The sequence below is a fragment of the Pseudonocardia sp. Cha107L01 genome (assembly GCF_052566575.1).
Genome location: NZ_CP199579.1, coordinates 5574461 through 5598711 on the forward strand (window position 1 = coordinate 5574461; position 24251 = coordinate 5598711).

Below are 24251 nucleotides of genomic sequence, written 5' to 3' on the forward strand. Positions count from 1 at the left end.
CAGAATGTTATGTCCCTGTCTTCGGAACGTACGTAGCTTCGCGGGTATGACCAGCTCACCCGTCACCCTGCGGGCTCCCGACGCGCCGGGCCAGCCGGTGCCCTCGCCGGAGCTCGACCAGCTCTACCGCGGCTTCGAGCGGGAACTGCTGGTGCCGCTGTGGACCGAGATCGGCGACCTGATGCCGACCAGCCCGCGCCCGGCGGCCGCCGCGCACGTGTGGCGTTGGCAGCGGCTGCTCGAGCTGGCCCGCCGCTCCGGCGACCTCGTGCCGGTCGGTCGCGGCGGGGAGCGGCGGGCGATCGCGCTGGCCAACCCGGGTCTGGGCGGCGCGCCGTACGCCACGCCGACACTGTGGGCGGCGATCCAGTACCTCAACCCGCGCGAGGACGCCCCGGTGCACCGGCACACCCAGCACGCGTTCCGCTTCGTGGTGCAGGGCGAGGGCGTGTGGACCGTGGTCGACGGCGACCCCGTGGCGATGCGCCGGGGCGATTTCCTGCTGACCCCGGGCTGGCGGTTCCACGGCCACCACAACCAGAGCGACACCCCGATGGCCTGGCTCGACGGGTTGGACATCCCGTTCGTGCACACGGTCGGTTCGGCGTTCTTCGAGCTGGGGCCGGACACGGTGGCCGACCACTCCACCCCGGCCCGGTCCCGGGCGGAGCGGCTGTGGGCGCACCCGGGGTTGCGGCCGGTGTCGCAGCCCGGGCCGACCCCGAGCTCGCCGATCGCGGCGTACCGCTGGGAGCACACCGACGCCGCGCTGGCCGACCAGCTCGCACTCGAGACCGACGGCTACCCGGGTGTGCTGGAACCCGGCCACGCCGCCGTGCGGTTCAGCAACCCGACGACCGGCGGCGACGTGTTGCCGACCATGCGCGCGGAGATGCACCGACTGCGCGCCGGCACTCGCACCACCACCCGCCGCGAGGTCGGTTCGGCGGTGTGGCAGGTGTTCGACGGTGCCGGGCGGGTGCGCCTCGGCGAGCGGGAGTGGTCGGTCGAACAGGGCGACCTGGTCGCGGTGCCGTCCTGGGTGCCGCTGACCTGGGACACCGAGACCGGCCTCGACCTGTTCCGGTTCAGCGACACCCCGATATTCGAGCGGCTGCACGCGGACCGGGTCCAGATCGGGGGCGAGTAGCCCGGTGGCGCTGGTGCGCTACATCTCCCGCATCGTCACGCTGAACCCCGGTGACGTGATCGCCACCGGCACCCCGGGCGGCGTCGGCCACGCCCGCAGGCCGCCGCGCTACCTGACCGACGGCTCCGTGCTGGTCACCGAGATCGACGGCATCGGGCGGCTGAGCAACGTCGCCCGCGCGATCACCGCGGTGCCGGTATGACCGACGTCGTGGTGGTGGGCGGCGGCATCGGCGGGCTGGCCAGTGCGCTGGCACTGACCAGGGCCGGTGCCGCGGTACGGGTGCTGGAGCAGGCGTCGCGGTTCGGTGAGGTGGGCGCCGGGCTGCAGCTGGCACCGAACGCCACCCGCATCCTGCGGTCCTGGGGGCTGCTGGACGAGGTGGTGGCGCGCGGTGTGCTCCCGCGCCGGCTGGTGATGCGCGACGCGGTGGACGGGCGCGAGCTCAGCCACCTGGACCTGGCCGACGTGGACCGCCGGTACGGGGCGCCCTACGTGGTGATCCACCGCAGCGACCTGCACGCGATCCTGGTGCGGGCGTGCCGGGCGGCCGGCGTCGACCTGGTCACCGACGCCGTGGTCACCGAGGTCGAGCGCGGCGACGGGCAGGCGGTGGCGGTGAGCACGGGGCGCCGCGACGCCGGTGCGCTCGTCCTGGCCGCCGACGGGCTGAACTCGGCACTGCGCGGGCGGCTCAGCGGCGACGACCCGGTCAGCTCCGCCTACGTCGCCTACCGGGGCGCGGTGCCCACCGAGAACATCGCTGACACCGCCGACCTGGCGCTGGACGACGTGGTCTTCTACGTCGGCCCGCACTGCCACCTGGTGCAGTACCCACTGCGCCGGGGTGAGATCTTCAACCAGGTCGCGGTGTTCCGCTCGCCCCGTGCGTTGGCCGGCGAGCCGGACTGGGGGACACCGGACGAGCTGGATGCCGCCTTCGCCGGTACCTGTGACCTGGTGCGCGCCGCGTTGCCGAACCTGTGGCGGGACCGGTGGTGGCGGATGTTCGACCGCGAGCCGATCACGAACTGGGTGGACGGCCGCCTCGCGCTGACCGGCGACGCCGCGCACCCGATGCTGCAGTACCTCGCGCAGGGCGCCTGCCAGGCACTGGAGGACGCCGACTGCCTGGCCGGCATGGTCGGTAAGCACGGCGGCGGCACGGTCGGTAAGCACGAGGGCAGCACCGCGGGCGGCACCGACTGGGATGGGGCGCTGCGCGGCTACGCCGAGGTGCGCACGGTCCGCACCGCGCGGGTCCAGCGCACCGCCCGGGACTGGGGCGAGCTGTGGCACTGCGACGGGCTGTTCCGCTCGGTGCGCAACGCCATGCTCGCTGACCGGGACCCTGGCGACTACCGCTACATCGACTGGCTCTACGGCGGCTGACCCGGTACCCGCGGCCGCAGCTTGCTGTTGTCCCAGCTGATCAGTCGCCCGACCGGGGCCAGGGCGACGATGGCCGAGTCACAGGCGTAGTGCCGGACCGTCGCCTCGGGCAGGGTGTGCTGGTCACCGGTGCCCCGGTCGGCGTACTTGGCGGCCCGGGCGGCGAACACCTCAGCGCGGCGCGCCTCATCGGTGACCAGCCGGGCGGTGGCCGAGAACGACACCGCCCGCAGGTCCCGCCACCGGTCGCCGGACTCGACCAGGAACGCGGCCCTCGGATCGGCGTGGATCCGGGCCACCTTGCTGCTGCCGGCCGGGGTGCGGAAGTAGACCTCGCGGCCCAGCACGACGAACCAGACCGGCAGGGTGACCGGGAACCCGTCGCGGCGCAGCGTGGTCACGATGCCGGTGAGAGCCGCGTCGAGGAACGCCCAGGCCTCGTCCTCGGAGAGGGCAATTCCCATCGCCGGTCCCACCCATCGGTCGCGTGCTGTCAGGTGAAGAAGACCGTGATGGCCCGCTCCGGGCACTCCCCGGCGCCCCGGAACGCGGCTTCGCCCTCCTCGTCGGTGATGGTGAACTCGCCGGCGACGTTGTAGCCGAGGTCGTCGAGGTGGTAGATCTCCGGCGCGACGGCGGCGCAGCGGCCGTTGCCCTGGCAGACCTTGCGGTTGATCTTCACGCGCATGGTTGCCCCTGTTGGTCATGGGTCGGCAGCGCACCGAGGCGGACCAGCTCGGCGCGGCAGGCGTCCTCGTCGGTGAACAGGATCGGCGCGATACCCAGCGCCGCCGCCGCGTCGACGTTGCGCGGCAGGTCGTCGACGAACGCGACCTGCTCAGGGCGGCGGTCCACCCGGCGCAGCAGTTCGAGGTAGATCGCCGGGTCGGGCTTGCGCACGCCGACGTCGCTGGAGTCGATCACCACGCTGAACAGCTCGAACGGGAACGTGCCTCGCCAGCCGGCCGCCGCCACGTTGTTGGTGACCAGCGCGGTGGGGCAGTACCGGCGGACCTGTTCGACCAGCGCCAGCATGGCGGGGTTCAGCCGCTCGCCCTCGCCCGCCGCGGCCGCCAGCCGCCGGATGTCCAGCCGCTGTCCGTGTGCCCGCTCGGTGGTGACGCAGACGTGCTTGAAGAAGTCGCGGGCGGTGGTCTCGCCGACCTCGAGGCGGGCCATCTCGGCGCCGTCGCGGAACTCGCGCACCAGGGTGTCCGTCGGCAGTCCGAGCTCGCGCTCGTAGTCGCGCAGGCCGCCGAACGCGCTGTAGGTCAGTACTCCGCCGAAGTCGAAGGCCACCGCCGTGACCGGGAGGGTCGGGTCGGACATGGCATCAACTCCCGCGGTCACGGCGAAAAATCGGCACGGCGAATAAATCGACTTAATATGTACCGTATAATTTAGCCACAAGCTAGTACGCGTCGGGGTGGCGCGGAGTTAGGGACTACGAGGTCGCCAGCTGGCGGGCGAGCCGTTCACGCACGGCCGAGGCGGCGCGCTCGTCGGACACCAGGTGCTCCAGCAGGGCTTCGATCACGTCGCCGCGGGCGATACCGCGTACCTGCAGGCGGTGGGCGGTATCCCGGCACCAGTTCATCAGCAGGCGCTGCATCGCCGGCGCCAGCTCGATCGGCAGTTGGACGGCGCGCTCCGGCGAGGCGCTGTTGATCCCGGTCGGCCTGTTCTCGTCGATCCGTGCAGCGTCGATCCGTGCAGCGTCGATCCGTGCAGAAGTCACAGCCACATCCCAGCAATGGTCTAGCGGGTATTCCCCGAGGTCCACCGCAGGGCTTCTTCCACACTACGCGAGCGCCACCCCGGATCCGCCTGACCGGACCTGGGACGAGCGTCACCAGGCCCGGCGGGCGGCCATCGGGACGGTCAGGACGGCCGGGTGAGCTGGGCCAGCCGGTTGCTGGTCGGCCAGCGGACGTCGTAGGCCCAGCCCAGCTTCTCCAACGCCCAGATGACCCGGGCGGTCATGTCGACCTGCCCGCGTTTGACGCCGTGCCGGGCGCAGGTGGGGTCGGCGTGGTGCAGGTTGTGCCACGACTCACCCATCGACAGGATGGCCAGCGGCCAGACGTTGGTGGCCTTGTCGCGGGCCTCGAAGGGCCGCTTCCCGATCATGTGGCAGATCGAGTTGATCGACCAGGTGACGTGGTGCAGCACCGCCGCGCGGACCAACCCGGCCCAGAAGAACGCGGTGAGTGCGCCCCACCACGACATGCTGATCAGCCCGCCGAGCAGGGCCGGGGCGAGCAGGCTGACCGCGGTCCACAGCGCGAACTGCCGGCTGATGCGGACGATGTCACGGTCGGCAAGCAGATCCGGGGTGAACCGGGCGGCGTTGGTCCGTTCCGGGCCGAACAGCCAGCCCATGTGGGCATGCCAGAAACCCTTGGCCAGTGCGGCCGTCGTGGTGCCGTAGAGCCACGGGGAGTGCGGGTCGCCCTCCTTGTCGGAGAACGCGTGGTGGCGGCGGTGGTCGGCGACCCAGGTGATCACGTCACCCTGCAGTGCCATGCTGCCGGTGATCGCCAGCGCGTTGCGCAGTGCCCGGTTGGCCTTGAAGCCGCGGTGGGTGAAGTAGCGGTGGTACCCGACCGTCACCCCGAAGCCGGACAGGTAGTAGAAGCCGACGGCAAGGCCGACGTCGGTCCAGGTCAGCCCCCAGCCCCAGGTCAGTGGGACGGCGGCGATGAGCGCGGCCATCGGGACCATCGTGAAGATGCCCACGATGAGCCGCTCGGCTCTCGGTCGGTTCCCGTCGAGGACCGGTTTGGCGCCGGTCACGGGCTCGGTCGCGGCCTGGGAAGTCATCGTCCTGGTCTCTCCTCGGTCTGGTCGATCGGTCCGCCGCAACGCCGCGGCAACGGGCACGGCAGTGGGCACAGCAGGGGGCACAGCAGGGGGCACAGCAGGGGGCACAGTGGTGCGCTCACCGGCGGATGCGCCCGGTCGAGTTCGAACAGGTCGGGTGTTGGCCATGAGATGTCCCGAGGCAGACGGCTGAGGCGCGGTCACCGTTTCCCAGTCATTCCCGCTGAGCAGCCGTCGTTCCGCATCGAGTTGGATGGTATCCGGGCTGGCTGTGTGGCGGGTGTGTGCGCGTGACCCCCCGGGCACAGCCAAGTCGCGGTGGGCGCGGGACCGGGCTGGGGAGCTCACTTGCCGCTGAATCGGCCCCGCCCGTACATCGGCGTTCCGGCTCCGCCCGGCGCACTGACTGTGCGCGCTTGAGCGGCCTTGGCGGCGCTGCCCGCGGGGCACATGCAGCCCCGGTCCAGGCCACGGTCCTGACTCGCCCGGCAGTACCGGATCGCGGTCGCGTCGTGCACTGAGACGTCGTGCGCGCAGGCCGGGCAGACCTCCACCAGAGTGTCGCCGTCGGCCGGCTCGGAACCGGCGGATTGGTTGTCGAACTCAGTTGTCATGTCATGCGTCCTGACTTCGCCGGCGCAACCGGCGAGGACGTGGAACTCCTGGCGCGGCACGTCGGAGAAATGCTGTCGGACCAGGCCTCCGCAGCCTACGCGGCCAACCCCAGAAGCTACAGCTGTGGCAGTAGGGAGACCGGTGAACGTTTCCCGACCCTCACCGCACGATGCCGAGCCAGTCCCGCTCACCGGTACTCGTGCACCTTCAGATAGCCGCCGGCGTCCACCCGCAGCTGCATGCCGGTGACGAAGCGGGACTCCTCCGACGCCAGGTAGACCACCGCGTGGCTGACGTCCTCGGGCTGCACGTAGGGGACCGGCATGGCGTTCATCGCGGGGAAGCCGGCCTCGGCCTGCTCGCGGGTCGGCTCGTCGAGGTCGGGGCGGAACAGCCGGTACATCCCCGCGTTGTGCAGCATCTCGGTGTCCGTGTTGGTCGGGTGGATCGCGTTCACCCGGATCCGCCGCGGGGCGAGCACGGTCGCCAGCTCGTGCACGTAGTGCGCCAGCGACTGCTTGGCGAACTTGTAGCCGACCGCGCCCGGGCCGCCCGAGCCGGACGAGGACCGGGGACGCAGCGCGGACAGCGAGCCGGTCGCGATCACCGAGGCCCCGCTGGCCAGGTGCGGGATGGTCGCGTGCAGCGTGTTGAGCACCCCACCCAGGTTCACGTCCACGGTGTCCAGCAGCGACTGCAGCGGCTGCCCGGTGCCGACCGGGGCGATCCCGGCCTGCGCGACCACCACGTCGAGGTGGCCGAACTCGTCCAGCCCCCGCCCCACCGCCGCCCGGACCTGCGACGGTTCGCGCACGTCGGCGCGCACGGTGAGGATGCGGCGGTCCAGCGCTTCAACGAGCCGGGCGGTCTCCGCGAGGTCGGCCTCGGTACCCAGCGGGTAAGGCACCGACTCGATGTCCGCGCACAGGTCGATGGCCACGATGTCGGCGCCCTCGGCGGCCAGGCGCACCGCGTGGCTGCGCCCCTGACCCCGGGCCGCCCCGGTGATCAGGACGACCTTGCCCGCCACCCGGCCGCCGCCTGTGCCGCTCACAGTGCCGCTCTCCCAGTGCCCATGTCGGACCTCCCCGCGTACTCGACCAGCCGCCACAATGCGGTATAACTTAACCCTATATTGCCGCCCCGGTGCCCGACCCGAGGAGCCCCATGACGGAGCAGCCGTACTGGAACGTCGAAGCGCAGACCCTGCCGCCGGACACCCTGGCGAAGCTCCAGACCGAACGGCTGCGGGAGGCGGTCGCGCAGGCCGCGCGGGCGCCGTTCTTCGCCGACCGCCTCGCCGCCGCCGGGGTGCGCCCCGACGATATCCGGGAACCGGCCGACGTCGCGCTGCTGCCCCGGTTCAGCAAGGCCGACATCCGGGAGAGCGAGCAGCGCACCCCGCCGATCGGTGACTACCGCCCGCACGGGCTGGACCGGGCCGTGCGCATCGCGATGTCCACCGGCACCACCGGGCGGCCGACCGCGATGATCTGGACCCGCCGCGACCTCGGCGTGGAGTGCGAGCTGTCGGCGCGCAACCACTACCGGCACGGCATCCGCCCCGGCATGGTCGTGGTCAGTGCCCACCCCGGCTACCTCAACGGCGGCCAGGGTCTGCAGCAGGCGGCGTACGAGCACCTGGGCTGCCTGCTGGTCTCGATCGGGCCGCCGGACTCGGTGGACGCGGCGGAGCGGGCGCTGCGCTCGATCGCCGAGCTGCCGATCGACCGCTGGCAGCTGTTCCCCTCTGCGTTGCTCCGGCTGCGCGAGGCGGCGGCCCGGATCGGCTTCGACGGGCTGCCGGAGCCGGAGGAGATCGGCCCGCTGACCCAGTACACGAAGATCAGCGCGGGGATGGAGTGCGTGGCGTACCTGGGATCCTCGTGCGGCCGGTCCGACGGCTCGCACCTGGCCGAGGACTACGCGCTGGTGGAGGCGGTGGACCCGGTGACCGGCGAACCGGTGCCGGACGGGCAGCGCGGGCAGCTCGTGGTCACCTCGCTGGGCCGGGACAACCCGATGCTGCGCTACGACCTCGAGGACGTGGTGCGCATCGACGCCAGCCCGTGCCCGTGCGGGGAGACCACCCGGCGGGGCTTCTGGGAGGGCCGGGCCAAGGACATCGTCGAGGTCGCCGGCCGCCAGGTGCTGCCCATCGACGTCTGGCGCCACCTCGACCCGGCCGCCGAGTACGTGATCATCCGACCGGAGCGCCCCGCCGACCGGCTCGCCATCCGGGTGGAGGGCGCCAGGGACACCGCCGTCGAGGACGCGCTGACCGAGGCAGTGGGGGTGCCGGTCGACGTCACCTGGGTCGGCACCGGTGAGCTGCCCCGGGCCGCCTACAAGGCTCAGCGGGTGGTGCCCGCCGGCTCCTGACGAAAACCCCGACTCGCCCTGACAGAAACCCCGACTCGCGGGTGTGGGTGGGTGGGGTGGGGCCTACTCGAGCAGGTCGAGCACCGAGCCGGCTCCGGGTGAGGACATCAGGTGCGCGTCACCGGCCTCCAGGTGACGCCGCCAGAGGTCCTCCGCGTCCTGGGCCGCGCCGGCCGCCACCAGGTCGACCAGCCGCGAGTGCGCGCGGTGCGCCTCGGCCATCCGCTCCTGGGTCTCGCCCTCGCCGCCGTGCGCCGCGACGAACCGGTCGGCCTGGACCTGGATGATCCGGTTCGCCACCGAGCTCAGCGCCTCGTAGGTGTGGCAGCCGGTGAGCTGGACGACGAGCTGGTGGAACCGCCCGTGCGCCCGGGCCAGCCGCGGTGGGTTGTCCGCCGCGTCGTCCTCCGCGGCCAGCGCCTCGCGCAGCCGGGACACGATCTCCGGGGTGGCGCGCTCGGCGAGCAGCGCGGCGGCCGGCGCCTCCAGCATGACCCTGGCCTGGTGCACGTCCTGCACGGTGGCGCCCTCGTACTGCAGCAGCAGCCCGATGTAGCGGGCGACCATCGGCACGGCGGGCGTCCTGATCCGGGCACCGCCACCGGCGCCGCGGCGGACCACGATCAGCCCCTCGGACTCCAGGATGCGCAGCGCCTCCCGGACCGTCGTGCGGGCCACCGCCATCTCCGCCATCAGCTGGTCCTCGGGCGGCAGCGGGTCGTCCGCCTGCAGCTCGTGCGTGACGATCTTGCGCCGCAGCGTCCTGGCGACGATCTCGGCGGCCTTGGGCAGCTGGACCGCCTCGAGCTTGGTGACCATGCGGGTGCCTTCTGTTCCTGCTGCTCGTGCTACTGGGCGGTGCTACTGGGCGGTGCTACTGGGCGGTGCTACTGGGCGACAGCGCCGCCGTCGACCGGCAGCGCGTGGCCGTTGACGAACGATGCCGCATCAGAACACAGCCACACCACCGAATCGGCGATCTCGGTCGGCTCGGCGAGGCGGCGCATCGGCGTGACGTCGGTCATCGCCTTGGCCATGACCGGGCTCGACTCGGCCCGCTCGATGTTCATCTGTGTCCTGGTGGTTCCGGGGCATACCGCGTTGACTCGGACGCCTTTGCGACCGTACTCGACGGCCGCGGCCTTGGTGAGCCCGACGACGCCGTGCTTGGACGCCACGTAGGCGGCGGCGAACGGTACCGCGACCAGCCCGGAGTACGACGCGGTGTTGACGATGGCGCCGCCGCCGGAGGCCAGCATCGCGGGGATCTCGTGTTTCATGCAGCTGAATACCGCGGTCAGGTTGATCGCGATCACCCGCGCGAAGTCGGCTTCCTCGACGTCCACCAGCTTGGCCGACGCGCCGAGCACGCCGGCGTTGTTGTGCGCGCAGTGCAGGCCGCCGTAGGTCTGCACGGCATAGGCCACCAGCGCCTGAACCTGCGCGGAGTCGGACACGTCGGCCTGCTGGAAGCTGGCCTCGCCGCCCGCGTCCAGGATCGCCTCGACGGTCGCCTTGCCGCCGCCGGAGTCGATGTCGGAGACCACCACCCGGGCGCCGGCGGCGGCAAAGGCGAGCGCGGAGGCCCGCCCGATGCCCGTCCCGGCGCCGGTGACCAGCGCGACCTTGTTCCCCAGCAGCGACACGGGCGTCTCCTCGGCTCAGTTGGTTGGGGGAGATCGTATCCGAATAATTCGTTCTAAGTTAGAGTGATTATAGGTGCTACCCGAACAACCAGCTCCGACCAACCAGCTCCGGTTACCCAGATCCGACCATCCCGATCCGAGGTGCATCCCGATGCCGCTCCAGGACCACATGCAGCTGATCTCCGTCGACGACCACCTGGTCGAGCCCCCGCACGTCTGGCAGGACCGGCTGCCGGCGCGCTACCTGGCGGACGGCCCGAAGATCGTCGAGGAGGAGGTCGAGGGCGGCGGCCCGCCCGCTCACGTCTGGTACTACGAGGGCCGCCGATACCCGCAGATCGGGCTCAACGCGGTCGCCGGCAAGCGCCCGGAGGAGTTCGGCACCGAGCCGCTGCGCTACTCCGACATGCTGCCCGGCTGTTACGACCCGGAGGCCAGGGTCATCGACATGGACCTGGACGGGGTTCAGGCGGCGATCTGCTACCCGTCCTTCCCGGGCTTCGCCGGCAAGGTGTTCCTGCAGGGCAAGGACCGCGAGCTCGGTGCGCTCTGCGTGCGGGCGTTCAACGACTTCATGATCGACGAGTGGTGCGCGGCGGCCCCGGAGCGGTTCATCCCGGTGGTCATGCTGCCGCTGTGGGACGTGCAGGCCTGTGTGGCCGAGCTGCACCGCACGGTGGCCAAGGGCGCCAAGGCCATCACGTTCTCGGAGAACCCGGTGCCGCTGGGGCTGCCCTCGTTCCACACCGACCACTGGGACCCGCTGTTCGCCGCCGCCGAAGAGGCCGGCATCCCGTTGTGCATGCACTTCGGCACGTCCGGGCAGGCGCCGACCACCGCGCCGGACGCCCCGTTCGCGGTGACCATCACGCTGTTCGGCTGCAACTCGATGTTCGCGGCCGCCGACCTGATGTTCTCCCCGGTCTTCCACCGCCACCCGGGGCTGAAGGTCGCGCTGGCGGAGGGCGGCGTCGGCTGGGTTCCGTACCTGCTGGAGCGCGCCGACTACGTGTGGGACCGGCACCGCTACTACCAGAACGTCAACCAGGACATGAAGCCCTCGGACATCTTCCGGCGCAACATCTGGGGCTGCTTCATCGACGACGTGCACGGCCTGCGCAGCCGGGACGTGATCGGCGTGGACCGGATCACCTGGGAGTGCGACTACCCGCACTCGGACTCGAACTGGCCGAACAGCCGCAAGCGGGCCGTCGAGGTGTTCGCCGAGGTGCCGGACGACGAGGTGCACCGGATCGTCGAATGGAACAGCCGCGAGCTGTTCTCCTTCCCGCGCGTCTGATGCCCACGCCGGACCCGACCGCGGACGACTGGTCCGACCTCGACCTGCTGACCGTGTCCGAGGCGACCGAGCGACTGGACGTGGAGATCGACGCGGTCGGCAGGGAGATCGCCGCGCTCGCCGAGGACTCGCCGCTGCTGGCGCCCGCGCACCGGCGCCTGGAGCTGCTGCGCCGGGCCCGCGTCCGGGCGGCATCCGGTGCCGCGGTGGTCACCCCGGGACGGGTACGGACCACGGCCGAGGTGGCGGCCACCCCCGGCCCGCCGGACTGATGGAGCTCGGGCTGGCCGGCGCCCACGGCTGCCGCCGGCTCGCCGAGTTCAACCGCACCGGCCTTGGAGCGCGCGGCGAACCCCGGTGCGGTTGAACTCGGCGCAACAGCGACGTCAACCGGTGCCGGGGTAGCCGCCGCCGCCGAAGCGGGCGTCCAGTGCGTCGTAGTCGGTACCTCCGTCCCGGGTGGGCAGCGCGTCGACGAACTCCACCAGCCGAGGTCGCTTGTAGCCGGCCAGCTCGCGGCGGCAGTGCTCGATCAGCTGCTCGGCCAGCGTCGTCGGCTCCGGGTCGGCAGTGGTGGCCGCGGGGACCACCACGGCGAGCACCCGCTGGCCCCAGGTGGCGTCCGGCAGCCCGATGACCGCCGCCTTGGCCACGCCGCTGTGCCGCCGCAGCGACGCCTCGACCTCGGCGGGGTACACGTTCTCGGCCGCCGACTTGATCATCTTGCGCAGCGGTCCGACGAACGAGAGGGAGCCGTCGGGTTCGCGGCGGCCCAGGTCACCGGTGTGGTGCCAACCGTGCCGGCGCTTGGCGGCGGTGAGCTCGGGGCGCCGGTGGTACCCGTTCATCACCATCGGGCCGCGCACCGCGAGCTCGCCGACCTCGCCCACTCCGACAGGCACCCCGGCTGGGTCGAGCACCTCGACGGTGGCCAGCGGCCCGGGCAGTCCACCGACGGTGGGCCGCTCCGGCATGCTGAACGTGACGACGCCGGCCAGCTCGGTCTGCCCGTAGCCCGAGCGCACCCGGGCACCGCGCTGCACGGTGACCAGCTCGTCCCAGCCCGGGGGCCCCGGTGGGGTGCGCAGGCTGCTCAGGTCGTACCGGCCGCCGAGGGCCACCAGCTGCTCCATGGTCGGGCGCTGCAGGAACGCACTGGTGCACCGCTGCGCCTGGACCAGCTCGGCGAGCAGCTCGGGCTCGACCCGGCGCAGCATCACGTTCCGCCCGCCGGCGTGCGCCACCGCGAGCGTGCGGCGCAGCGTGCCGATGTGGAACAGCGGGCCGGAGTTGAGGAACACCTCGTCCGCGCCGACCCCCTCGAGCAGCAGCAACGTGGTGGTCTGGCTGAGCAGCGCGGTCTGCGAGAGCAGCGCCCCGTTCGGGCGGCCGTTGAACGCCGCCGTGTAAAGCATCAGCACCGGCCCGGCGGGGTCGACCGGCGCCGCGGCGACCGGTTGCGCCGCCGCCAGCAGTGCCTCGTAGCCGTCCGGGCCCGGGTCGTCGTGCTGGATCCAGTGGGCCGAGCCGACTGTGCCGACCCGGGCGGTGTCGACCCGGGTGGTGTCGACCCGGGAGGTGTCGACCCGAGCGGTGTCGACCCGAGCCGCGGCGACCGCCTCGCCGATCTCCACCGCCTGCCACAACACCACCGACGGCTCCGCGTCGGTCAGCACGAAGCGCAGCTCGTCGACGCTCTGGCGCCAGTTGACCGGGCACAGCACGGCGCCGAGCCGGGCGGCCGCGAACAGCGCCTCGAGCAGCCGGTGGCAGTTCTGCCCGAGCCAGAGCAGCCGCTCGCCGGGCGCCAGGCCCCGCGAGGCCAGCACGGCGGCGAGCGCGCAGACGCGGCGGTCCAGCTCCGACCAGCTCGACCGGTGCGTTCCGCACACCACGGCGGTGTCGTCCGGCCGGGTCCTGGCGTGCTCGGTCAGCACGTCGCCGAGCCCGAACCAGTGCGGCCCGGGCGGACCCGGGGGAGCTGTGGACATCGACGGCCTCCAGTAAGCTCATATCGACCAAAGCGATAGCGAATTATGCACCAATCTTGGGCATCGGCGCTCGACCCGGTTGTCCTGGAGTGCTCCAGGTGTTTATTGTTGTAACGAATTAACGGGACTGTTCGGAGGTAGCGATGTTGCAGGCCCGGCCCGACCACGTGCCGCCCGCGTTGGTTCGGGACTTCGACCACGTCTTCGGCGCGGCGTTCACCCAGGACCCGTTCGCGGCCTTCGAACAGACCCGGGGCGACCGCGCGTTCTGGAGCCCGCACCACGGCGGCTACTGGGTGCTGACCCGGATGGCCGACATCCGGGAGGTCCTGCAGCGGCCTCAGCAGTTCTCCAACTGGCCGACCGGCATCCCGGCGCACGTCAGCCGCCGCGAGCGGATGCTGCCCCTGGAGCTGGACCCGCCCGACCACACCGCCTACCGCCGCGTGCTGGCCCCGATGTTCGCGCCCAAGGCGGTGACCGCCCGCACCGCGGCCATCGGCGCGACCTGCGCGCAGCTCATCGACGCGCTGGCACCGAAGGGGCACTGCGACTTCATCGCCGAGTTCGCCCAGCCGTTCCCCACCACGATCTTCACCAACATGCTCGGTCTGCCGGCGAGCGAGGCCGACCTGTTCGTCGGCTGGAACAACGTGCTGCTGCACTCGCAGGACGACCCGGAGGCCCGCCGGGTCGCCGGTCTGGAGATCAACGGCTACCTGCGGGAGCTGATCGCGGCCCGCGGCGAGGAGCCCCGCGACGACCTGGTCTCCGCCCTGTTGGAGAGCCAGGTGGACGGCCGGCCGATCGAGCGGGACGAGGTGCAGAACCTGACGTTCATGCTGTTCGTGGCCGGTCTGGACACCGTCACCGCGGCCCTGTCGTTCTGCTTCCGCTACCTCGCCGAGCACGCCGAGCACCGCCGCCAGATCGTGGCCGACCCGGCGCTGGTCCCGAGCGCGGTGGAGGAGCTGCTGCGGGTGCACGCGTTCATCAACCCGGCGCGCACGGTCACCGAGGACCTGGAGTTCGCCGGCGTGTCGATGAAGGCCGGTGAGCGGGTGCTCGCGTCCACCGCGCTGGCCAGCAACGACCCCGACGAGTTCGCCGACCCACTGCGGGTGCGGCTGGACCGGCCGGGCAACCGCCACCTCGCCTTCGGCGCCGGGCCGCACCGCTGCGCCGGCTCGCACCTGGCCCGCGACGAGCTGACCACCGCGGTGTCGCAGTGGCACCTCCGCCTTCCGGAGTACTCGGCGGCGCCCGACCAACAGATCGTGGTGCACGCCGGCGGCGCGATGGGCATCGACCGACTGGAGCTGGTGTGGCCCGTCCCGGCCTGACCGAGGGCCCGGCTCCGGCGCGTGCTGCGGCGGGCGGGACGCCGGACCGGTCCGGGCTCACCGAGGGCGAGTTCCGGGCCGAGCTGCGCGGTTTCCTGCGCGACCGGCTGCCCGGGCCGGCGCCCCGGGACCGAGCGGAACGGCTGGCGCACCTGCGTGCCTGGCAGGCCACCCTGACCGACGAGGGCTGGGTGGCGCCGGGCTGGCCGCGGCGCTGGGGTGGCATGGCGTTGCCGGCCGCGCTGCAGGCCGTCTACCACCGGGAGATGGCGCTGGGCCGGGCGCCGGTGCCACCGACCAACGCGGTGGGCATCGTCGGGCCGACCATCGTGCGGGACGGCACCGACGCCCAGCGGGAGCGCTACCTGCGCCCGATGCTGCGCGCCGACGAGCTGTGGTGCCAGGGATTCTCCGAACCCGACGCCGGCTCCGACCTGGCCGCGCTGCGCACCCGGGCGGTCCTGGACGGCGACCACTACCGGGTCACCGGCCGCAAGATCTGGACGACGAACGCGCCGGTCGCCCGCCGGATGCTGTTGCTGGCCCGCACCGGCACCCTCGCGGCCCGCTCACGCGGCATCACCTGTCTGATCCTGGACATGGCCGCGTCCGGGGTGACCGTGCGGCCGCTGCGGGACATGACCGGCGCCCGGTACTTCGCCGAGGTCAGCTTCGACGAGGTCGCGGTGCCGGTCACCGACCGGGTCGGGGAGCACGACCAGGGCTGGAGCTCGGCGCGGGTGACGCTGGGGCACGAGCGGTCGACCTCGCTGGCCGCCGCCGCGCTGCGCTACCAGCGGGTGGTCGGCGACCTGGTCGAGCTGGCCCGCCGCCGGCGCCGGCTCGACGAACCGGCGGTGCGCCAGCAGGTCGCCCGGCTGGTCAGCGGGGCCAGGCTGCTGGAGCTGAACGGCGCGCGCGGGCTCGGCCAGGTGCTGAGCGGGCAGCCGCCGGGGCCGGTGTCCTCGGTCAGCCGGCTGCAGCACGCCGAGTTCGAGCAGCGGCTGCACGAGCTGGCGCTGGAGCTGCTCGGACCGGACGGGCAGCTCGACGCCGCCGACCCCAGGATGCGCACCGACGGGCGCTGGGTGCGGGGTTTCCTGCGCACCCGGGCCTCCACCATCGGCGCCGGCACCTCGGAGATCCAGCGCAACACGATCGCGGAGAAGGTGCTCGGCCTGCCGGCCGACCGGGAGGAACAGTGACCGTGCCGACCGTGCAAACCGTGCCGACCGAGACCGCCGAGCTGACCGAGATGTTCGCGTTCGGGCCGGAGCGCGACGAGCTGCGGGCCACCGTGCGCCGGTTCCTCGCCGACCGCAGCCCGGAGCCCGAGGTCCGCCGCCTGATGGAGACCGAGGACGGCTACGACCCGGCGGTCTGGCGGCTGATGGCCAACCAGCTGGGCCTGCAGGGACTGATCGTGCCGGAGCGCTACGGCGGCGCCGGCTCCGGCTGCGTGGAGCTGCAGATCGCCTGCGAGGAGATGGGCCGGGCCCTGCTGTGCGCGCCGTTCCTGTCCTCGGCGGTACTGGCCACCTCGGCGCTGCTGTTCGCCGGTGACGACGGCGCCGCTCAGCGGTACCTGCCCGGACTGGCGGACGGCTCGATGATCGGCACGCTGGCGGTGACCGAGGAGTCCGGCAGCTGGGCGGCCGGCGCCGTCCGGACCGTGGCCACGCCTGATGGTTCCGGGTACCGGTTGGCCGGGGAGAAGCTCTACGTACTGGACGGCACCGTCGCCGACCTGCTGCTCGTGGTGGCCACCACCGAGCGGGGCCCCGGCCTGTTCGTGGTGGCCCCGGACGCACCGGGCCTGACCCGCACCGCGATGGCCACCCTGGACGCCACCCGCAGACAGGCCCGGCTCGTCCTGGACGACACCCCCGCCACCCTGGTCGGCGAGGACGGCGGCGCCGCCGGACCGCTGGCCGCCGCGCTGGACGTCGGGGCCGCCGCGCTGGCCGCCGAACAGGCCGGCGGGGCGCGGCGGGTGCTCGAGATGGCCGTGGAGTACGCCAAGGTCCGCGAACAGTTCGGCCGGCCGATCGGCTCCTACCAGGCGATCAAGCACAAGTGCGCGGACATGCTGCTCGAGGTCGAGTCGTCGACGTCGGCCGCCTACGCCGCCGGGTGGGCGATCGACGGCGAGTCGGCGGAGATCGGTGTGCTGGCCAGCCTGGCCAAGGCGTACTGCTCCGAGGCGTACTACCACTGCGCCGCCGAGAACATCCAGGTCCACGGCGGCATCGGCTTCACCTGGGAGCACCCCGCGCACCTGTACTTCAAGAGGGCCACGAGCACCGAGATCCTGCTCGGCTCACCCCGTTACCACCGCGAGCTGCTCACCCGGCGGCTCGGAATCTGACGCGCACCCGACCACTCGGCACCCGAGGAGCCATCCGTGACGACCAGACAGGACGCCGAGGCGCTGCTGCCCAAGGCGACCAGCTTCATCGGCGACGCACCGGCGGCCGGCAGCGCCGAGCAGCGGAGCTTCGTGCACCCCGCCGACGGGCTGGGCTACGCCGAGCTCGCACTGGCCGGTACCGCCGAGGTGGATGCGGCGGTCGCGGCCGCCCGGGAGGCGTGGCCGGCCTGGCGGGCGCTGGCGCCGGCCGCCCGCCGCGACCTGCTGTACCGCCTCGCCGGCACCATCCGCGAACACGCCACCGAGCTGGCCGCGCTGGTCAGCCTGGAGATGGGGATGCCGCTGCGGGCCTCGGTGGCGGGTGTCGAACAGGCCGCCGAGTGGTTCGCGCACTACGCGGGCTGGGCCGACAAGATCGGCGGCGTCACCGTGCCGGCCGCCCCCCGCTCGGTGCACGACTACACCGCGGTCTCCCCGCGCGGTGTGGTCGCCGCGATCATCCCGTGGAACGGCCCGGTGATCGCGGCCGCGCTGAAGGTGGCGCCCGCGCTGGCCGCCGGCAACTGTGTGGTGCTCAAGCCGTCCGAGCTCGCCCCGTTCTCCACCGTGCGGCTGGCGGCGCTGCTGGCCGAGTCGGGCCTGCCGGCGGGGGTGCTGGGCGTGGTCGGCGGCGGCCCGGCGGCGGGGGAGCGCCTGGTCGGCCACGACGGGGTGGACATGATCAGCTTCACCGGTGGCAACAGCGCCGGGCAGGCGGTCGGGCGGGCGGCGGCGCGGCGGCACCTGCCGGCGGTGCTGGAGCTCGGCGGCAAGTCGGCGTCGATCGTGTTCGACGACGTCGACCCGACCCGGGCCGGCAAGCTGGCGGCGATCCTGGGGGTGGTCCAGAACAGCGGCCAGGGCTGCTTCCTGCCCACCCGGCTGCTGGTGCACCGCTCCAGCTACGACGACGTGCTGCTCGCGGTGGCCGCCGCGGTGGGCAAGGTCCGCCTCGGTGACCCGTTCGCCGCCGGCACCTCGATGGGACCGGTGGTCAACGGGGCGGCCGCCGACCGGATCCACGGCGTGATCGACGCGGCCCGGACCCGGGGCGACGGGTTGCTGCTCGTCGGCGGCGACCGGGTGCCCGGCGCCGGTTCGTTCGTCGCGCCCACCGTGTTCTCCGACGTCGACCCGGCCAGCCCACTGGCGCAGGAGGAGATCTTCGGCCCGGTGCTCGCGGTGACCGCGTTCGACGACGAGGACGAGGCGGTGGCGCTGGCCAACGGCACCCGGTACGGACTCGCCGGCTACCTGTGGACGTCCGACCTCGCCCGGGCGCACCGGGTGGCCGAGCGGCTGGACGCGGGCTACGTCTCGGTGAACGGGATGGCAGGGTTGCCGCCGGCGGCCCCGTTCGGCGGCTGGAAGGCCAGCGGGCACGGCACCGAGGGCGGTCTGGACGGGCTGCGCGAGTACCTGCGCACCAAGAACGTGCACGTGCAGCTGTGAGCGCCGGCGCCGACACCGACCTGCTCGCGCTGGCCGGCACCGCCGAGGAGCTGGCGTTCGCGCGGCGCGCGGTGGAGTTCCTCGGCGCGCACGCCGACCGCCGCTCCGACGTGAGCACCTCCTGGGGTGTCGGGCCGGAGAACCTGGCGCTGTTCCACGAGACGTCCGGGGAGCAGGAGCAGCGGGAGTGCGCGGCGGCACGGGCCTGGCAGCGGACCCGCTGGGACGCCGGTTTCGGGTGGCTCACCGGGCCGGTCGAGCACGGCGGCGCCGGCCTGCCCGCCGGCCACGACCGGCTGTACCGGCTGATCGAGGCCGCGTTCGAGGTACCGGACATGAACCCGGTGCGGATCGGGCTGGGCACCGTCGGGCCGGCGATCACCGCGTTCGGCAGCCAGGAGCAGATCGCCCGGTTCGCGGTCGGGCTGTACCGGGGCGACCTGGTGGCGTGCCAGCTGTTCTCCGAGCCGGATGCGGGCTCCGACCTCGCCGGGGTGCGGACCCGGGCGGTGCCCGACGGCGACGGGTACGTGCTGGACGGGCAGAAGGTGTGGACCTCGAACGCCACCTTCGCCGACCTCGGCCTCGCGCTCGTGCGCACCGACCCGGAGGCGCCCAAGCACCGCGGCCTGAGCATGTTCGTCGTCGCGATGGACACGCCCGGCGTCGAGGTGCGGCCGCTGCGGCAGCTCACCGGCGGCGCCAGCTTCACCGAGGTCTGGCTCACCGACGTCCGGGTGCCGGCGGCGAACCTGGTCGGCGAGCCCGGCGCCGGCTGGCGGGTGGCGACCGGCGCGCTGGCCGGGGAGCGCCGCGCGGTGGGCGACCGCTCGCACGAGCTGACCTCGCGCGCGCTGGCGCTGTTGCGCACCCTGGCCGAGCGCGAGGGTCGGCTCGACGACCCGCTCGCCCGGGACGACTGGGCCCGGCTCTACAGCAGGCTGCGCGTCGCCCGGTTCCAGCAGCAGCGGATGCAGGCTCTCCCGGACAGCGCACTGGGCGGCGCCGAGCGGGCGGTGGACAAGCTGCTGCTGACCACCAACCTGCAGCTGATCGGGGAGCTGGCCGCCGAGCTGCTCGGGCCGGCGTTCGTCGCGGACACGGGGGCCTGGGGCAGCTTCGGCTGGAACCGCTGGATGATGGGCGCACTCGGCTACCGGATCGCGGGCGGCACCGAGGAGATCCTCAAGACCATGCTGGCCGAGCGGGTGCTGGCGCTGCCGAGAGAGCCGAGATGAGCGACTACCAGACGGTGCTGTTCGAGCTGGCCGACCACGTCGCGACCATCACGCTGAACCGCCCGGAGGTGCTGAACAGCTTCGACCAGCGGATGCTCGACGAGTTCGCGGACATCTGGCGCCGCTGCCGGCTGGAGGACGACATCCGGGTGGTGGTGTTGCGTGCCGCCGGCGAGCGGGCGTTCTCCACCGGCGTGGACCGCAAGGCCGGCCGGTTCCGCCACCCGAACCCGTGGAGCGCGGACGACCCCGGGTTCTTCCTGGGCGCCAAGCAGAACCGGGTGTGGAAGCCGCTGATCTGCGCGGTGCACGGGATGTGCGCCGGCGGAGCCTTCTACTGGGTCAACGAGTCCGACGTGGTGATCTGCTCGGCGGATGCGACGTTCTTCGACCCGCACACCAGCTACGGCATGCTGTCGGCGCTCGAACCCGCTGCGCTGGCCCGGCGGATCCCGTTCGGGGAGGCGATGCGGATCGCGCTGTTCGGCCTGGACGAGCGGGTCGGCGCCGATCGCGCGCACACCATCGGGCTGGTCAGCGAGGTGGTTCCCGGCGCGCGGGAGCAGGTGTGGGCGCGCGCGGCGACCCTGGCCGGACGGCTGGCCGACAAGGCGCCGCTGGCCGTGCAGGGCAGCGTCAAGGCCATCTGGGACTCGCTGTCCATGTCCCCGCACGCGATCCGCGAGGTGCCGCTGATGTACCCGCAGCTGAGCAACCCGGCCAGCCAGACCGAGTTCAAGCCCGGGCCGAGGGTCGAGCCGGAGATCCGCTGAGCGACCGGCCGCTCAGGCCGCGCGGTGCTTGCGGCGCAGGCCCTGCACACCGGCGGCCGCGGCGTACCGGGCCAGGTTCAGCACCGGTGGCCGCGGGGTCGGGGTCCTTGCCGTCGGCCATCCGCCACAGCTGCACGGTGTACCAGGCCGTCTGCGCAACCCGCAGGCGAGCCGGACCCAGATCAGGGACCTCCTCGTCGCCCAGGTGCACGCCACCGTACTGTCGGCCGTCCAGCTCGACCCCGAGATCGCGTTGTCGCCGGGGGCGGCCCAGGCGCTGATCGAGCACCCGGCCCCGCCGCACTGCCGGGCGGCCGCGCTCCCGCCCGCCCAGGAACCCGATCCCGCCCAGGAAGAGGTCTCGCCATGACCCCCGCCGCGAACCCAGGACCCCGCAACACGCTCGCCGCCGGCGCGCTCGGGCGCGCGGTGACCAGGGCTCTCGGCCCCCGGGGGCTCAACGACCAGCGACGGCTGCGCCGGGCGGTCGACGGCAAGATCGCCGTGGTGACCGGGGCCTCCTACGGTCTCGGCGAGGCGACGGCGCGGCTGCTGGCCGGCGCCGGGGCCACCGTGGTGCTCGGCGCCCGCTCCGTCGACCGCCTCGCCGCGATCGCCGGTGAGATCACCGCCGCCGGCGGGTCCGCCGTTGCGCTGCCGCTGGATCTCGTGTCCGAGGAGTCGGTGGCCGGCTTCGCCGCCGGGGTGCTGGACCGGTTCGGCCGGGTGGACTACCTCGTGCACAACGCCGGCAAGTCGCTGCGCCGCCCGGTGCACCTGTCCTACCAGCGGCCGAAGGACCTGACGTCCAGCACCGGGGTGAACTACCTCGGCCCGATGCGGCTGACCCTCGCGCTGCTGCCGGCCATGCGCGCCGCCGGCTCGGGCCACATCGTGAACGTCTCCACCGCCGGGGTGATCCTGCCGGCGATGCCGAAGTGGAGCTTCTACCTCTCGTCCAAGGCGGCCTTCGACTTCTGGATGCGCTGCGTGGCGACGGAGGCCAGGGCGGACGGGGTCACGCTCACCACCTTCTACGCCGGGCTGATCCACACCCGGATGAGCGCTCCGACGCCGTGGCTACGCGAGATGCCCGGACAGACCCCGGAGCAGGCCGCGCAGGTCGTGGCCAGGGCGATCGTGACGAAGCCGAACACGCTCACCCCGCTCTACGGTCACCTCGCGCCACCGATGACGCCGCTGGTCCGGGCGCGGGTCGAGCTGCTGCTCGGCCGGCTGGACCGCCGGATCAGCGACAGCCGGGCGTCCCGGGCCGGCGGTGCCCTCGCCGCTCCGGTCGTGCCGGCCCCCCGCGTGCACTGACCACGCGGTCGTGATCGACAGGCCGCCGCCCGCCGCTACGCAGCGGCAGTCACAGTCGGTGACCGGTAGTTCGACTCAGGCCGCCGACCGGAGGGGGAGATGCGTTCGAGGTCGACCTGAGTCTGGATCTGGGCGAAAAAATGCGGACTGACGTTGGTCTCGGTGACAATGGACGCGCGGGGACTGAGCCCAGGGTCGCCCTGTTGGTGACGCGGCGTGACCCCCAGCGTCAAGGCGGTGGCTGTGTCCCGCTCGCGGGGCGTGGGTGTTCCATCGCGACTGCCTAGGGTGGGTGGCATGTGCCGGAACATCACCACCCTGCGCGGCCTCGAGCCGTCCGCCACGGCCGAGGAGATCGAGGCCGCCGCCCGCCAGTACGTGCGCAAGGTCAGCGGGGTGCAGAGCGCCTCGCCCGCCACCCGCGACCCGGTCGAGGCGGCCGTCGCGGAGATCGCCGCGATCACCACCCGGCTGCTGGCGGAGCTGCCGGCCCGCCGTCAACCGCCACCCACGCTGCCGCCGTTGCGCCGCCCCGAGGTCCGGGCCCGGCTGGCCGCCAAGCGCGCGTAGGAGCGCCTGTGGCGCAGCTCACCCGCGTACCGATATAATCACCAGCGATTTATTCGGTCGACGGAAGAGGACGCTCATGCGCGAAGTGGTGGCCGGGGCAGCGTCGCTCATCTCCGCCCAGGACCAGCTCGACGACGAGATGTGCACCTGGCCCACCGCCCCCGCGCTGCACACCCGGGCCAACGCCGTCGACCAGTGGCCCCGGCCGATGACGCCGCTCACCCAGGACCTGATCGCCGCCCCGCAGGAGCGCGGGCTGGGCCGTGCGTTCGGGCCCGAGCTGGGCACCGCGCCGGAGGGCGAGCCGTGGACCTGGAACGGGGTGTTCTACGGCTGGTACACCTACGGCGTCGGGCCGGCCGCCGAGATGGCCGACAACCTGCCCGGTTACTCCCGGCTCGCGGTGTACAGCGACTACTTCGGCGTCGAGGAGGATCCCGAGGCTCAGGCCGCCGCCGGTGGTGGCGCTGGCCCGCTCGCGGTGGCGCGGATCGGGCGCAACTTCGTGCGCGCGATGCGCGGCTATCCCCGGCGGGCCGAGCGGATGACCGACCTGGCCCGGCTGCGGCTGGACGCTGACCTGCGCCGGGACTGGCCGAACGAGCCCGACGAGAAGTTGGTGCGCCGGCTGCGTGCCCACCACGACGAAGCGGTCGAGTTCCGGGTGCCGCACGTGCTGGCCAGCGTGATCTCCGCGCCGCTGTTCCAGAACGTCACCGAGTCGGTCCGCCGGCTGGTCCCGGACGGCGCGGACGCGCTGGTGCTGGAGGCCGTCTGCGGGCTGGGCGGCATCCACCTGCGCGAGGCCGCCGGCGCGATGGTCGAGGTGGCCGGCGGCCGGCTGAGCCGCGAGGCGTTCGTGGACACCTACGGCTTCCGAGGCGCCAACGAGTTCGAGCTTGCCGCGCTGCCGTGGCGCGACGACCCGGCCACCCTGGACCGGCTGATCGAGGCGGCGGCGACCGAGCGCCCCGACCTGGCCACCGGTCGGCGGGACGGCGCCAGGGCCCGGCTGCGCGCGGCGGCGGGGGTCCGCTGGCCGGTCCTGCGCTGGAAGCTGGGCATGTTGGAGACGCACATGCGGTGGCGGGAGAACGGCAAGGTGCCGATGGTGCTGGCCACCCACTCGATGCGGCTGCTGACCAGGGAGGCCGCCCGCCGTCTCGTCGAGCGCGGGCGGCTGGGGCGCGTCGAGGACGTCCACTACCTGCGGCTGAGCGAGCTGCTGCGGGAGCTGTCCGGCGACCCGGTTGCCGATGTCGACACCGCCGTCGCCCGCCGCCGGCGCACCCTGGAGCTGTCCGCGCAGCTGCGCATCCCGGAGATGCTCGACGTCGAACCGGGGCGGCTGGCCGAGATCGGCCCGGCGCGGTGGAAGGCGATGGGGGTGCTGCCGCCGAAACCGCCGGTCGACGCCGGTGGTGTCGGAGGTGTCGGTGTCGGAGGTGCTGACGGTGCCGGTGGTGTCCGAGTGGACAGCGAGCTGGTCGGGGTAGGTGGTTCGACCGGGGTCGCCACCGGGCGGGCCCGCATCGTGTACGACCCGAACGAGGTCGAGCTGCTGGAGGGCGATGTGATCGTCGCCCGCGGTACCGACTCGGCCTGGACGCCGCTGTTCTTCGAGGCCGCCGCCGTGGTGATCGACATCGGCGGCCCGATGTCACACTGCGCCATCGCCGCCCGCGAGGTCGGCATCCCGTGCGTGGTCAACGTGAAGACCGGCACCGAGCACATCGCGGAGGGCCAGCAGATCACCGTGGACGGTGGCGCCGGGGTGGTCCGGCTCCACTGACGGCTCCACTCACGGCCGCACCGACGGCCGCACCGACGGCCGCACTGTCGG

25 protein-coding genes and 1 pseudogene are annotated in these 24251 nt (G+C 72.9%); 16 read left to right on the forward strand and 10 right to left on the reverse strand.

The window, feature by feature from the left end; genetic code table 11:
• Positions 1-46 precede the first annotated feature (46 nt).
• The 3 genes and pseudogenes from ACTXG6_RS26000 to ACTXG6_RS26010 all read left to right on the forward strand — a co-directional run bounded on the left by ACTXG6_RS26000 (position 47) and on the right by ACTXG6_RS26010 (position 2542).
• Positions 47-1150 (forward strand): cupin domain-containing protein, encoded by a 1104-nt coding sequence (locus ACTXG6_RS26000; RefSeq protein ID WP_445181999.1) that lies wholly within the window; start codon positions 47-49, stop codon positions 1148-1150.
• A 1-nt stretch (position 1151) separates the two neighbouring features.
• Positions 1152-1352, forward strand: a pseudogene (locus ACTXG6_RS26005) (fumarylacetoacetate hydrolase family protein); the annotation flags it as partial.
• Complete coding sequence (locus tag ACTXG6_RS26010) at positions 1349-2542, forward strand: FAD-dependent monooxygenase (protein WP_445182000.1); 1194 nt, start codon at positions 1349-1351, stop codon at positions 2540-2542. The pseudogene ACTXG6_RS26005 and the gene ACTXG6_RS26010, both read left to right, overlap by 4 nt.
• Here the strand turns inward: ACTXG6_RS26010 and ACTXG6_RS26015 are convergent.
• From ACTXG6_RS26015 to ACTXG6_RS26045, 7 genes are all read right to left on the reverse strand, one after another.
• Positions 2530-3006 carry a pyridoxamine 5'-phosphate oxidase family protein gene (locus tag ACTXG6_RS26015; RefSeq protein ID WP_445182001.1) on the reverse strand — a complete coding sequence of 159 codons (477 nt, stop codon included), beginning with the start codon at positions 3004-3006 and terminating at the stop codon, positions 2530-2532. The two genes, ACTXG6_RS26010 and ACTXG6_RS26015, sit on opposite strands and share 13 nt — an antisense overlap.
• A gap of 29 nt (positions 3007-3035) precedes the next feature.
• Entirely contained in the window at positions 3036-3230 is a 195-nt protein-coding gene (locus ACTXG6_RS26020) for a ferredoxin (RefSeq protein WP_445182002.1), read from the reverse strand.
• Positions 3221-3871 carry an HAD family hydrolase gene (locus ACTXG6_RS26025; protein ID WP_445182003.1) on the reverse strand — a complete coding sequence of 217 codons (651 nt, stop codon included), beginning with the start codon at positions 3869-3871 and terminating at the stop codon, positions 3221-3223. The genes ACTXG6_RS26020 and ACTXG6_RS26025 overlap by 10 nt, the downstream gene beginning before the upstream one ends.
• 115 nt (positions 3872-3986) lie before the next feature.
• Complete coding sequence (locus ACTXG6_RS26030) at positions 3987-4325, reverse strand: hypothetical protein (protein WP_445182004.1); 339 nt, start codon at positions 4323-4325, stop codon at positions 3987-3989.
• 98 nt (positions 4326-4423) lie between these two features.
• Positions 4424-5365, reverse strand: coding sequence for an acyl-CoA desaturase (locus tag ACTXG6_RS26035; RefSeq protein ID WP_445182005.1), 942 nt, complete (start codon positions 5363-5365; stop codon positions 4424-4426).
• 344 nt (positions 5366-5709) lie between these two features.
• Entirely contained in the window at positions 5710-5979 is a 270-nt protein-coding gene (locus ACTXG6_RS26040; protein ID WP_445182006.1) for an RGCVC family protein, read from the reverse strand.
• Between the two features lie 188 nt (positions 5980-6167).
• Positions 6168-7034 (reverse strand): mycofactocin-coupled SDR family oxidoreductase, encoded by an 867-nt coding sequence (locus tag ACTXG6_RS26045; RefSeq protein WP_445182007.1) that lies wholly within the window; start codon positions 7032-7034, stop codon positions 6168-6170.
• A 113-nt stretch (positions 7035-7147) separates the two neighbouring features.
• On the opposite strand from ACTXG6_RS26045, the gene ACTXG6_RS26050 reads away from it, so the two are divergent.
• Positions 7148-8362 (forward strand): phenylacetate--CoA ligase family protein, encoded by a 1215-nt coding sequence (locus ACTXG6_RS26050; protein ID WP_445182008.1) that lies wholly within the window; start codon positions 7148-7150, stop codon positions 8360-8362.
• Between the two features lie 63 nt (positions 8363-8425).
• On the opposite strand, the gene ACTXG6_RS26055 is transcribed toward ACTXG6_RS26050, so the two are convergent.
• The gene (locus ACTXG6_RS26055) at positions 8426-9181 is read right to left on the reverse strand and encodes a FadR/GntR family transcriptional regulator (protein ID WP_445182009.1); all 756 of its coding nucleotides are present in this window, start codon (positions 9179-9181) and stop codon (positions 8426-8428) included.
• 68 nt (positions 9182-9249) lie between these two features.
• Entirely contained in the window at positions 9250-10008 is a 759-nt protein-coding gene (locus tag ACTXG6_RS26060; protein ID WP_445182010.1) for a glucose 1-dehydrogenase, read from the reverse strand.
• A gap of 151 nt (positions 10009-10159) precedes the next feature.
• Between ACTXG6_RS26060 and ACTXG6_RS26065 the strand changes: the two genes are divergently transcribed.
• Positions 10160-11308, forward strand: coding sequence for an amidohydrolase family protein (locus ACTXG6_RS26065; protein ID WP_445182011.1), 1149 nt, complete (start codon positions 10160-10162; stop codon positions 11306-11308).
• Entirely contained in the window at positions 11308-11580 is a 273-nt protein-coding gene (locus ACTXG6_RS26070; RefSeq protein WP_445182012.1) for a hypothetical protein, read from the forward strand. Before ACTXG6_RS26065 ends, ACTXG6_RS26070 begins: the two co-directional genes overlap by 1 nt.
• A 114-nt stretch (positions 11581-11694) precedes the next feature.
• On the opposite strand, the gene ACTXG6_RS26075 is transcribed toward ACTXG6_RS26070, so the two are convergent.
• Positions 11695-13299, reverse strand: a complete 1605-nt coding sequence (locus ACTXG6_RS26075; RefSeq protein WP_445182013.1) for an AMP-binding protein — start codon at positions 13297-13299, stop codon at positions 11695-11697.
• A gap of 143 nt (positions 13300-13442) precedes the next feature.
• Between ACTXG6_RS26075 and ACTXG6_RS26080 the strand changes: the two genes are divergently transcribed.
• The 10 genes from ACTXG6_RS26080 to ACTXG6_RS26125 all read left to right on the forward strand — a co-directional run bounded on the left by ACTXG6_RS26080 (position 13443) and on the right by ACTXG6_RS26125 (position 24200).
• The gene (locus tag ACTXG6_RS26080) at positions 13443-14642 is read left to right on the forward strand and encodes a cytochrome P450 (RefSeq protein ID WP_445182014.1); all 1200 of its coding nucleotides are present in this window, start codon (positions 13443-13445) and stop codon (positions 14640-14642) included.
• Positions 14624-15847 carry an acyl-CoA dehydrogenase family protein gene (locus ACTXG6_RS26085; protein ID WP_445182015.1) on the forward strand — a complete coding sequence of 408 codons (1224 nt, stop codon included), beginning with the start codon at positions 14624-14626 and terminating at the stop codon, positions 15845-15847. The genes ACTXG6_RS26080 and ACTXG6_RS26085 overlap by 19 nt, the downstream gene beginning before the upstream one ends.
• Before the next feature lie 50 nt (positions 15848-15897).
• Positions 15898-17010, forward strand: a complete 1113-nt coding sequence (locus tag ACTXG6_RS26090) for an acyl-CoA dehydrogenase family protein (RefSeq protein WP_445190109.1) — start codon at positions 15898-15900, stop codon at positions 17008-17010.
• A 36-nt stretch (positions 17011-17046) separates the two neighbouring features.
• Positions 17047-18504, forward strand: coding sequence for an aldehyde dehydrogenase family protein (locus ACTXG6_RS26095; RefSeq protein WP_445182016.1), 1458 nt, complete (start codon positions 17047-17049; stop codon positions 18502-18504).
• Positions 18501-19742, forward strand: a complete 1242-nt coding sequence (locus ACTXG6_RS26100; RefSeq protein ID WP_445182017.1) for an acyl-CoA dehydrogenase family protein — start codon at positions 18501-18503, stop codon at positions 19740-19742. Before ACTXG6_RS26095 ends, ACTXG6_RS26100 begins: the two co-directional genes overlap by 4 nt.
• Positions 19739-20515, forward strand: a complete 777-nt coding sequence (locus tag ACTXG6_RS26105; protein ID WP_445182018.1) for an enoyl-CoA hydratase/isomerase family protein — start codon at positions 19739-19741, stop codon at positions 20513-20515. The genes ACTXG6_RS26100 and ACTXG6_RS26105 overlap by 4 nt, the downstream gene beginning before the upstream one ends.
• A 205-nt stretch (positions 20516-20720) precedes the next feature.
• Positions 20721-20885, forward strand: coding sequence for a hypothetical protein (locus ACTXG6_RS26110; protein WP_445182019.1), 165 nt, complete (start codon positions 20721-20723; stop codon positions 20883-20885).
• Positions 20882-21838 (forward strand): SDR family NAD(P)-dependent oxidoreductase, encoded by a 957-nt coding sequence (locus ACTXG6_RS26115; RefSeq protein ID WP_445182020.1) that lies wholly within the window; start codon positions 20882-20884, stop codon positions 21836-21838. Before ACTXG6_RS26110 ends, ACTXG6_RS26115 begins: the two co-directional genes overlap by 4 nt.
• A gap of 297 nt (positions 21839-22135) precedes the next feature.
• Positions 22136-22408: a DUF2277 family protein gene (locus tag ACTXG6_RS26120; RefSeq protein ID WP_445182021.1), complete on the forward strand. Its 273-nt coding sequence runs from the start codon at positions 22136-22138 to the stop codon at positions 22406-22408.
• Between the two features lie 76 nt (positions 22409-22484).
• Entirely contained in the window at positions 22485-24200 is a 1716-nt protein-coding gene (locus tag ACTXG6_RS26125; protein ID WP_445182022.1) for a PEP-utilizing enzyme, read from the forward strand.
• Positions 24201-24251 lie beyond the last annotated feature (51 nt).

What these genes read in the sequence shown, in the direction of transcription:
- ACTXG6_RS26000 (WP_445181999.1), top strand. Translation starts at nt 47, where the DNA reads ATGACCAGCTCACCCGTCACCCTGCGGGCTCCCGACGCGCCGGGCCAG.
- ACTXG6_RS26010 (WP_445182000.1), top strand. Translation starts at nt 1,349, where the DNA reads ATGACCGACGTCGTGGTGGTGGGCGGCGGCATCGGCGGGCTGGCCAGT.
- ACTXG6_RS26015 (WP_445182001.1), bottom strand. Translation starts at nt 3,006, where the DNA reads ATGGGAATTGCCCTCTCCGAGGACGAGGCCTGGGCGTTCCTCGACGCG.
- ACTXG6_RS26020 (WP_445182002.1), bottom strand. Translation starts at nt 3,230, where the DNA reads ATGCGCGTGAAGATCAACCGCAAGGTCTGCCAGGGCAACGGCCGCTGC.
- ACTXG6_RS26025 (WP_445182003.1), bottom strand. Translation starts at nt 3,871, where the DNA reads ATGTCCGACCCGACCCTCCCGGTCACGGCGGTGGCCTTCGACTTCGGC.
- ACTXG6_RS26035 (WP_445182005.1), bottom strand. Translation starts at nt 5,365, where the DNA reads ATGACTTCCCAGGCCGCGACCGAGCCCGTGACCGGCGCCAAACCGGTC.
- ACTXG6_RS26040 (WP_445182006.1), bottom strand. Translation starts at nt 5,979, where the DNA reads ATGACAACTGAGTTCGACAACCAATCCGCCGGTTCCGAGCCGGCCGAC.
- ACTXG6_RS26050 (WP_445182008.1), top strand. Translation starts at nt 7,148, where the DNA reads ATGACGGAGCAGCCGTACTGGAACGTCGAAGCGCAGACCCTGCCGCCG.
- ACTXG6_RS26055 (WP_445182009.1), bottom strand. Translation starts at nt 9,181, where the DNA reads ATGGTCACCAAGCTCGAGGCGGTCCAGCTGCCCAAGGCCGCCGAGATC.
- ACTXG6_RS26065 (WP_445182011.1), top strand. Translation starts at nt 10,160, where the DNA reads ATGCCGCTCCAGGACCACATGCAGCTGATCTCCGTCGACGACCACCTG.
- ACTXG6_RS26070 (WP_445182012.1), top strand. Translation starts at nt 11,308, where the DNA reads ATGCCCACGCCGGACCCGACCGCGGACGACTGGTCCGACCTCGACCTG.
- ACTXG6_RS26075 (WP_445182013.1), bottom strand. Translation starts at nt 13,299, where the DNA reads ATGTCCACAGCTCCCCCGGGTCCGCCCGGGCCGCACTGGTTCGGGCTC.
- ACTXG6_RS26080 (WP_445182014.1), top strand. Translation starts at nt 13,443, where the DNA reads ATGTTGCAGGCCCGGCCCGACCACGTGCCGCCCGCGTTGGTTCGGGAC.
- ACTXG6_RS26090 (WP_445190109.1), top strand. Translation starts at nt 15,898, where the DNA reads ATGTTCGCGTTCGGGCCGGAGCGCGACGAGCTGCGGGCCACCGTGCGC.
- ACTXG6_RS26105 (WP_445182018.1), top strand. Translation starts at nt 19,739, where the DNA reads ATGAGCGACTACCAGACGGTGCTGTTCGAGCTGGCCGACCACGTCGCG.
- ACTXG6_RS26115 (WP_445182020.1), top strand. Translation starts at nt 20,882, where the DNA reads ATGACCCCCGCCGCGAACCCAGGACCCCGCAACACGCTCGCCGCCGGC.
- ACTXG6_RS26120 (WP_445182021.1), top strand. Translation starts at nt 22,136, where the DNA reads ATGTGCCGGAACATCACCACCCTGCGCGGCCTCGAGCCGTCCGCCACG.
- ACTXG6_RS26125 (WP_445182022.1), top strand. Translation starts at nt 22,485, where the DNA reads ATGCGCGAAGTGGTGGCCGGGGCAGCGTCGCTCATCTCCGCCCAGGAC.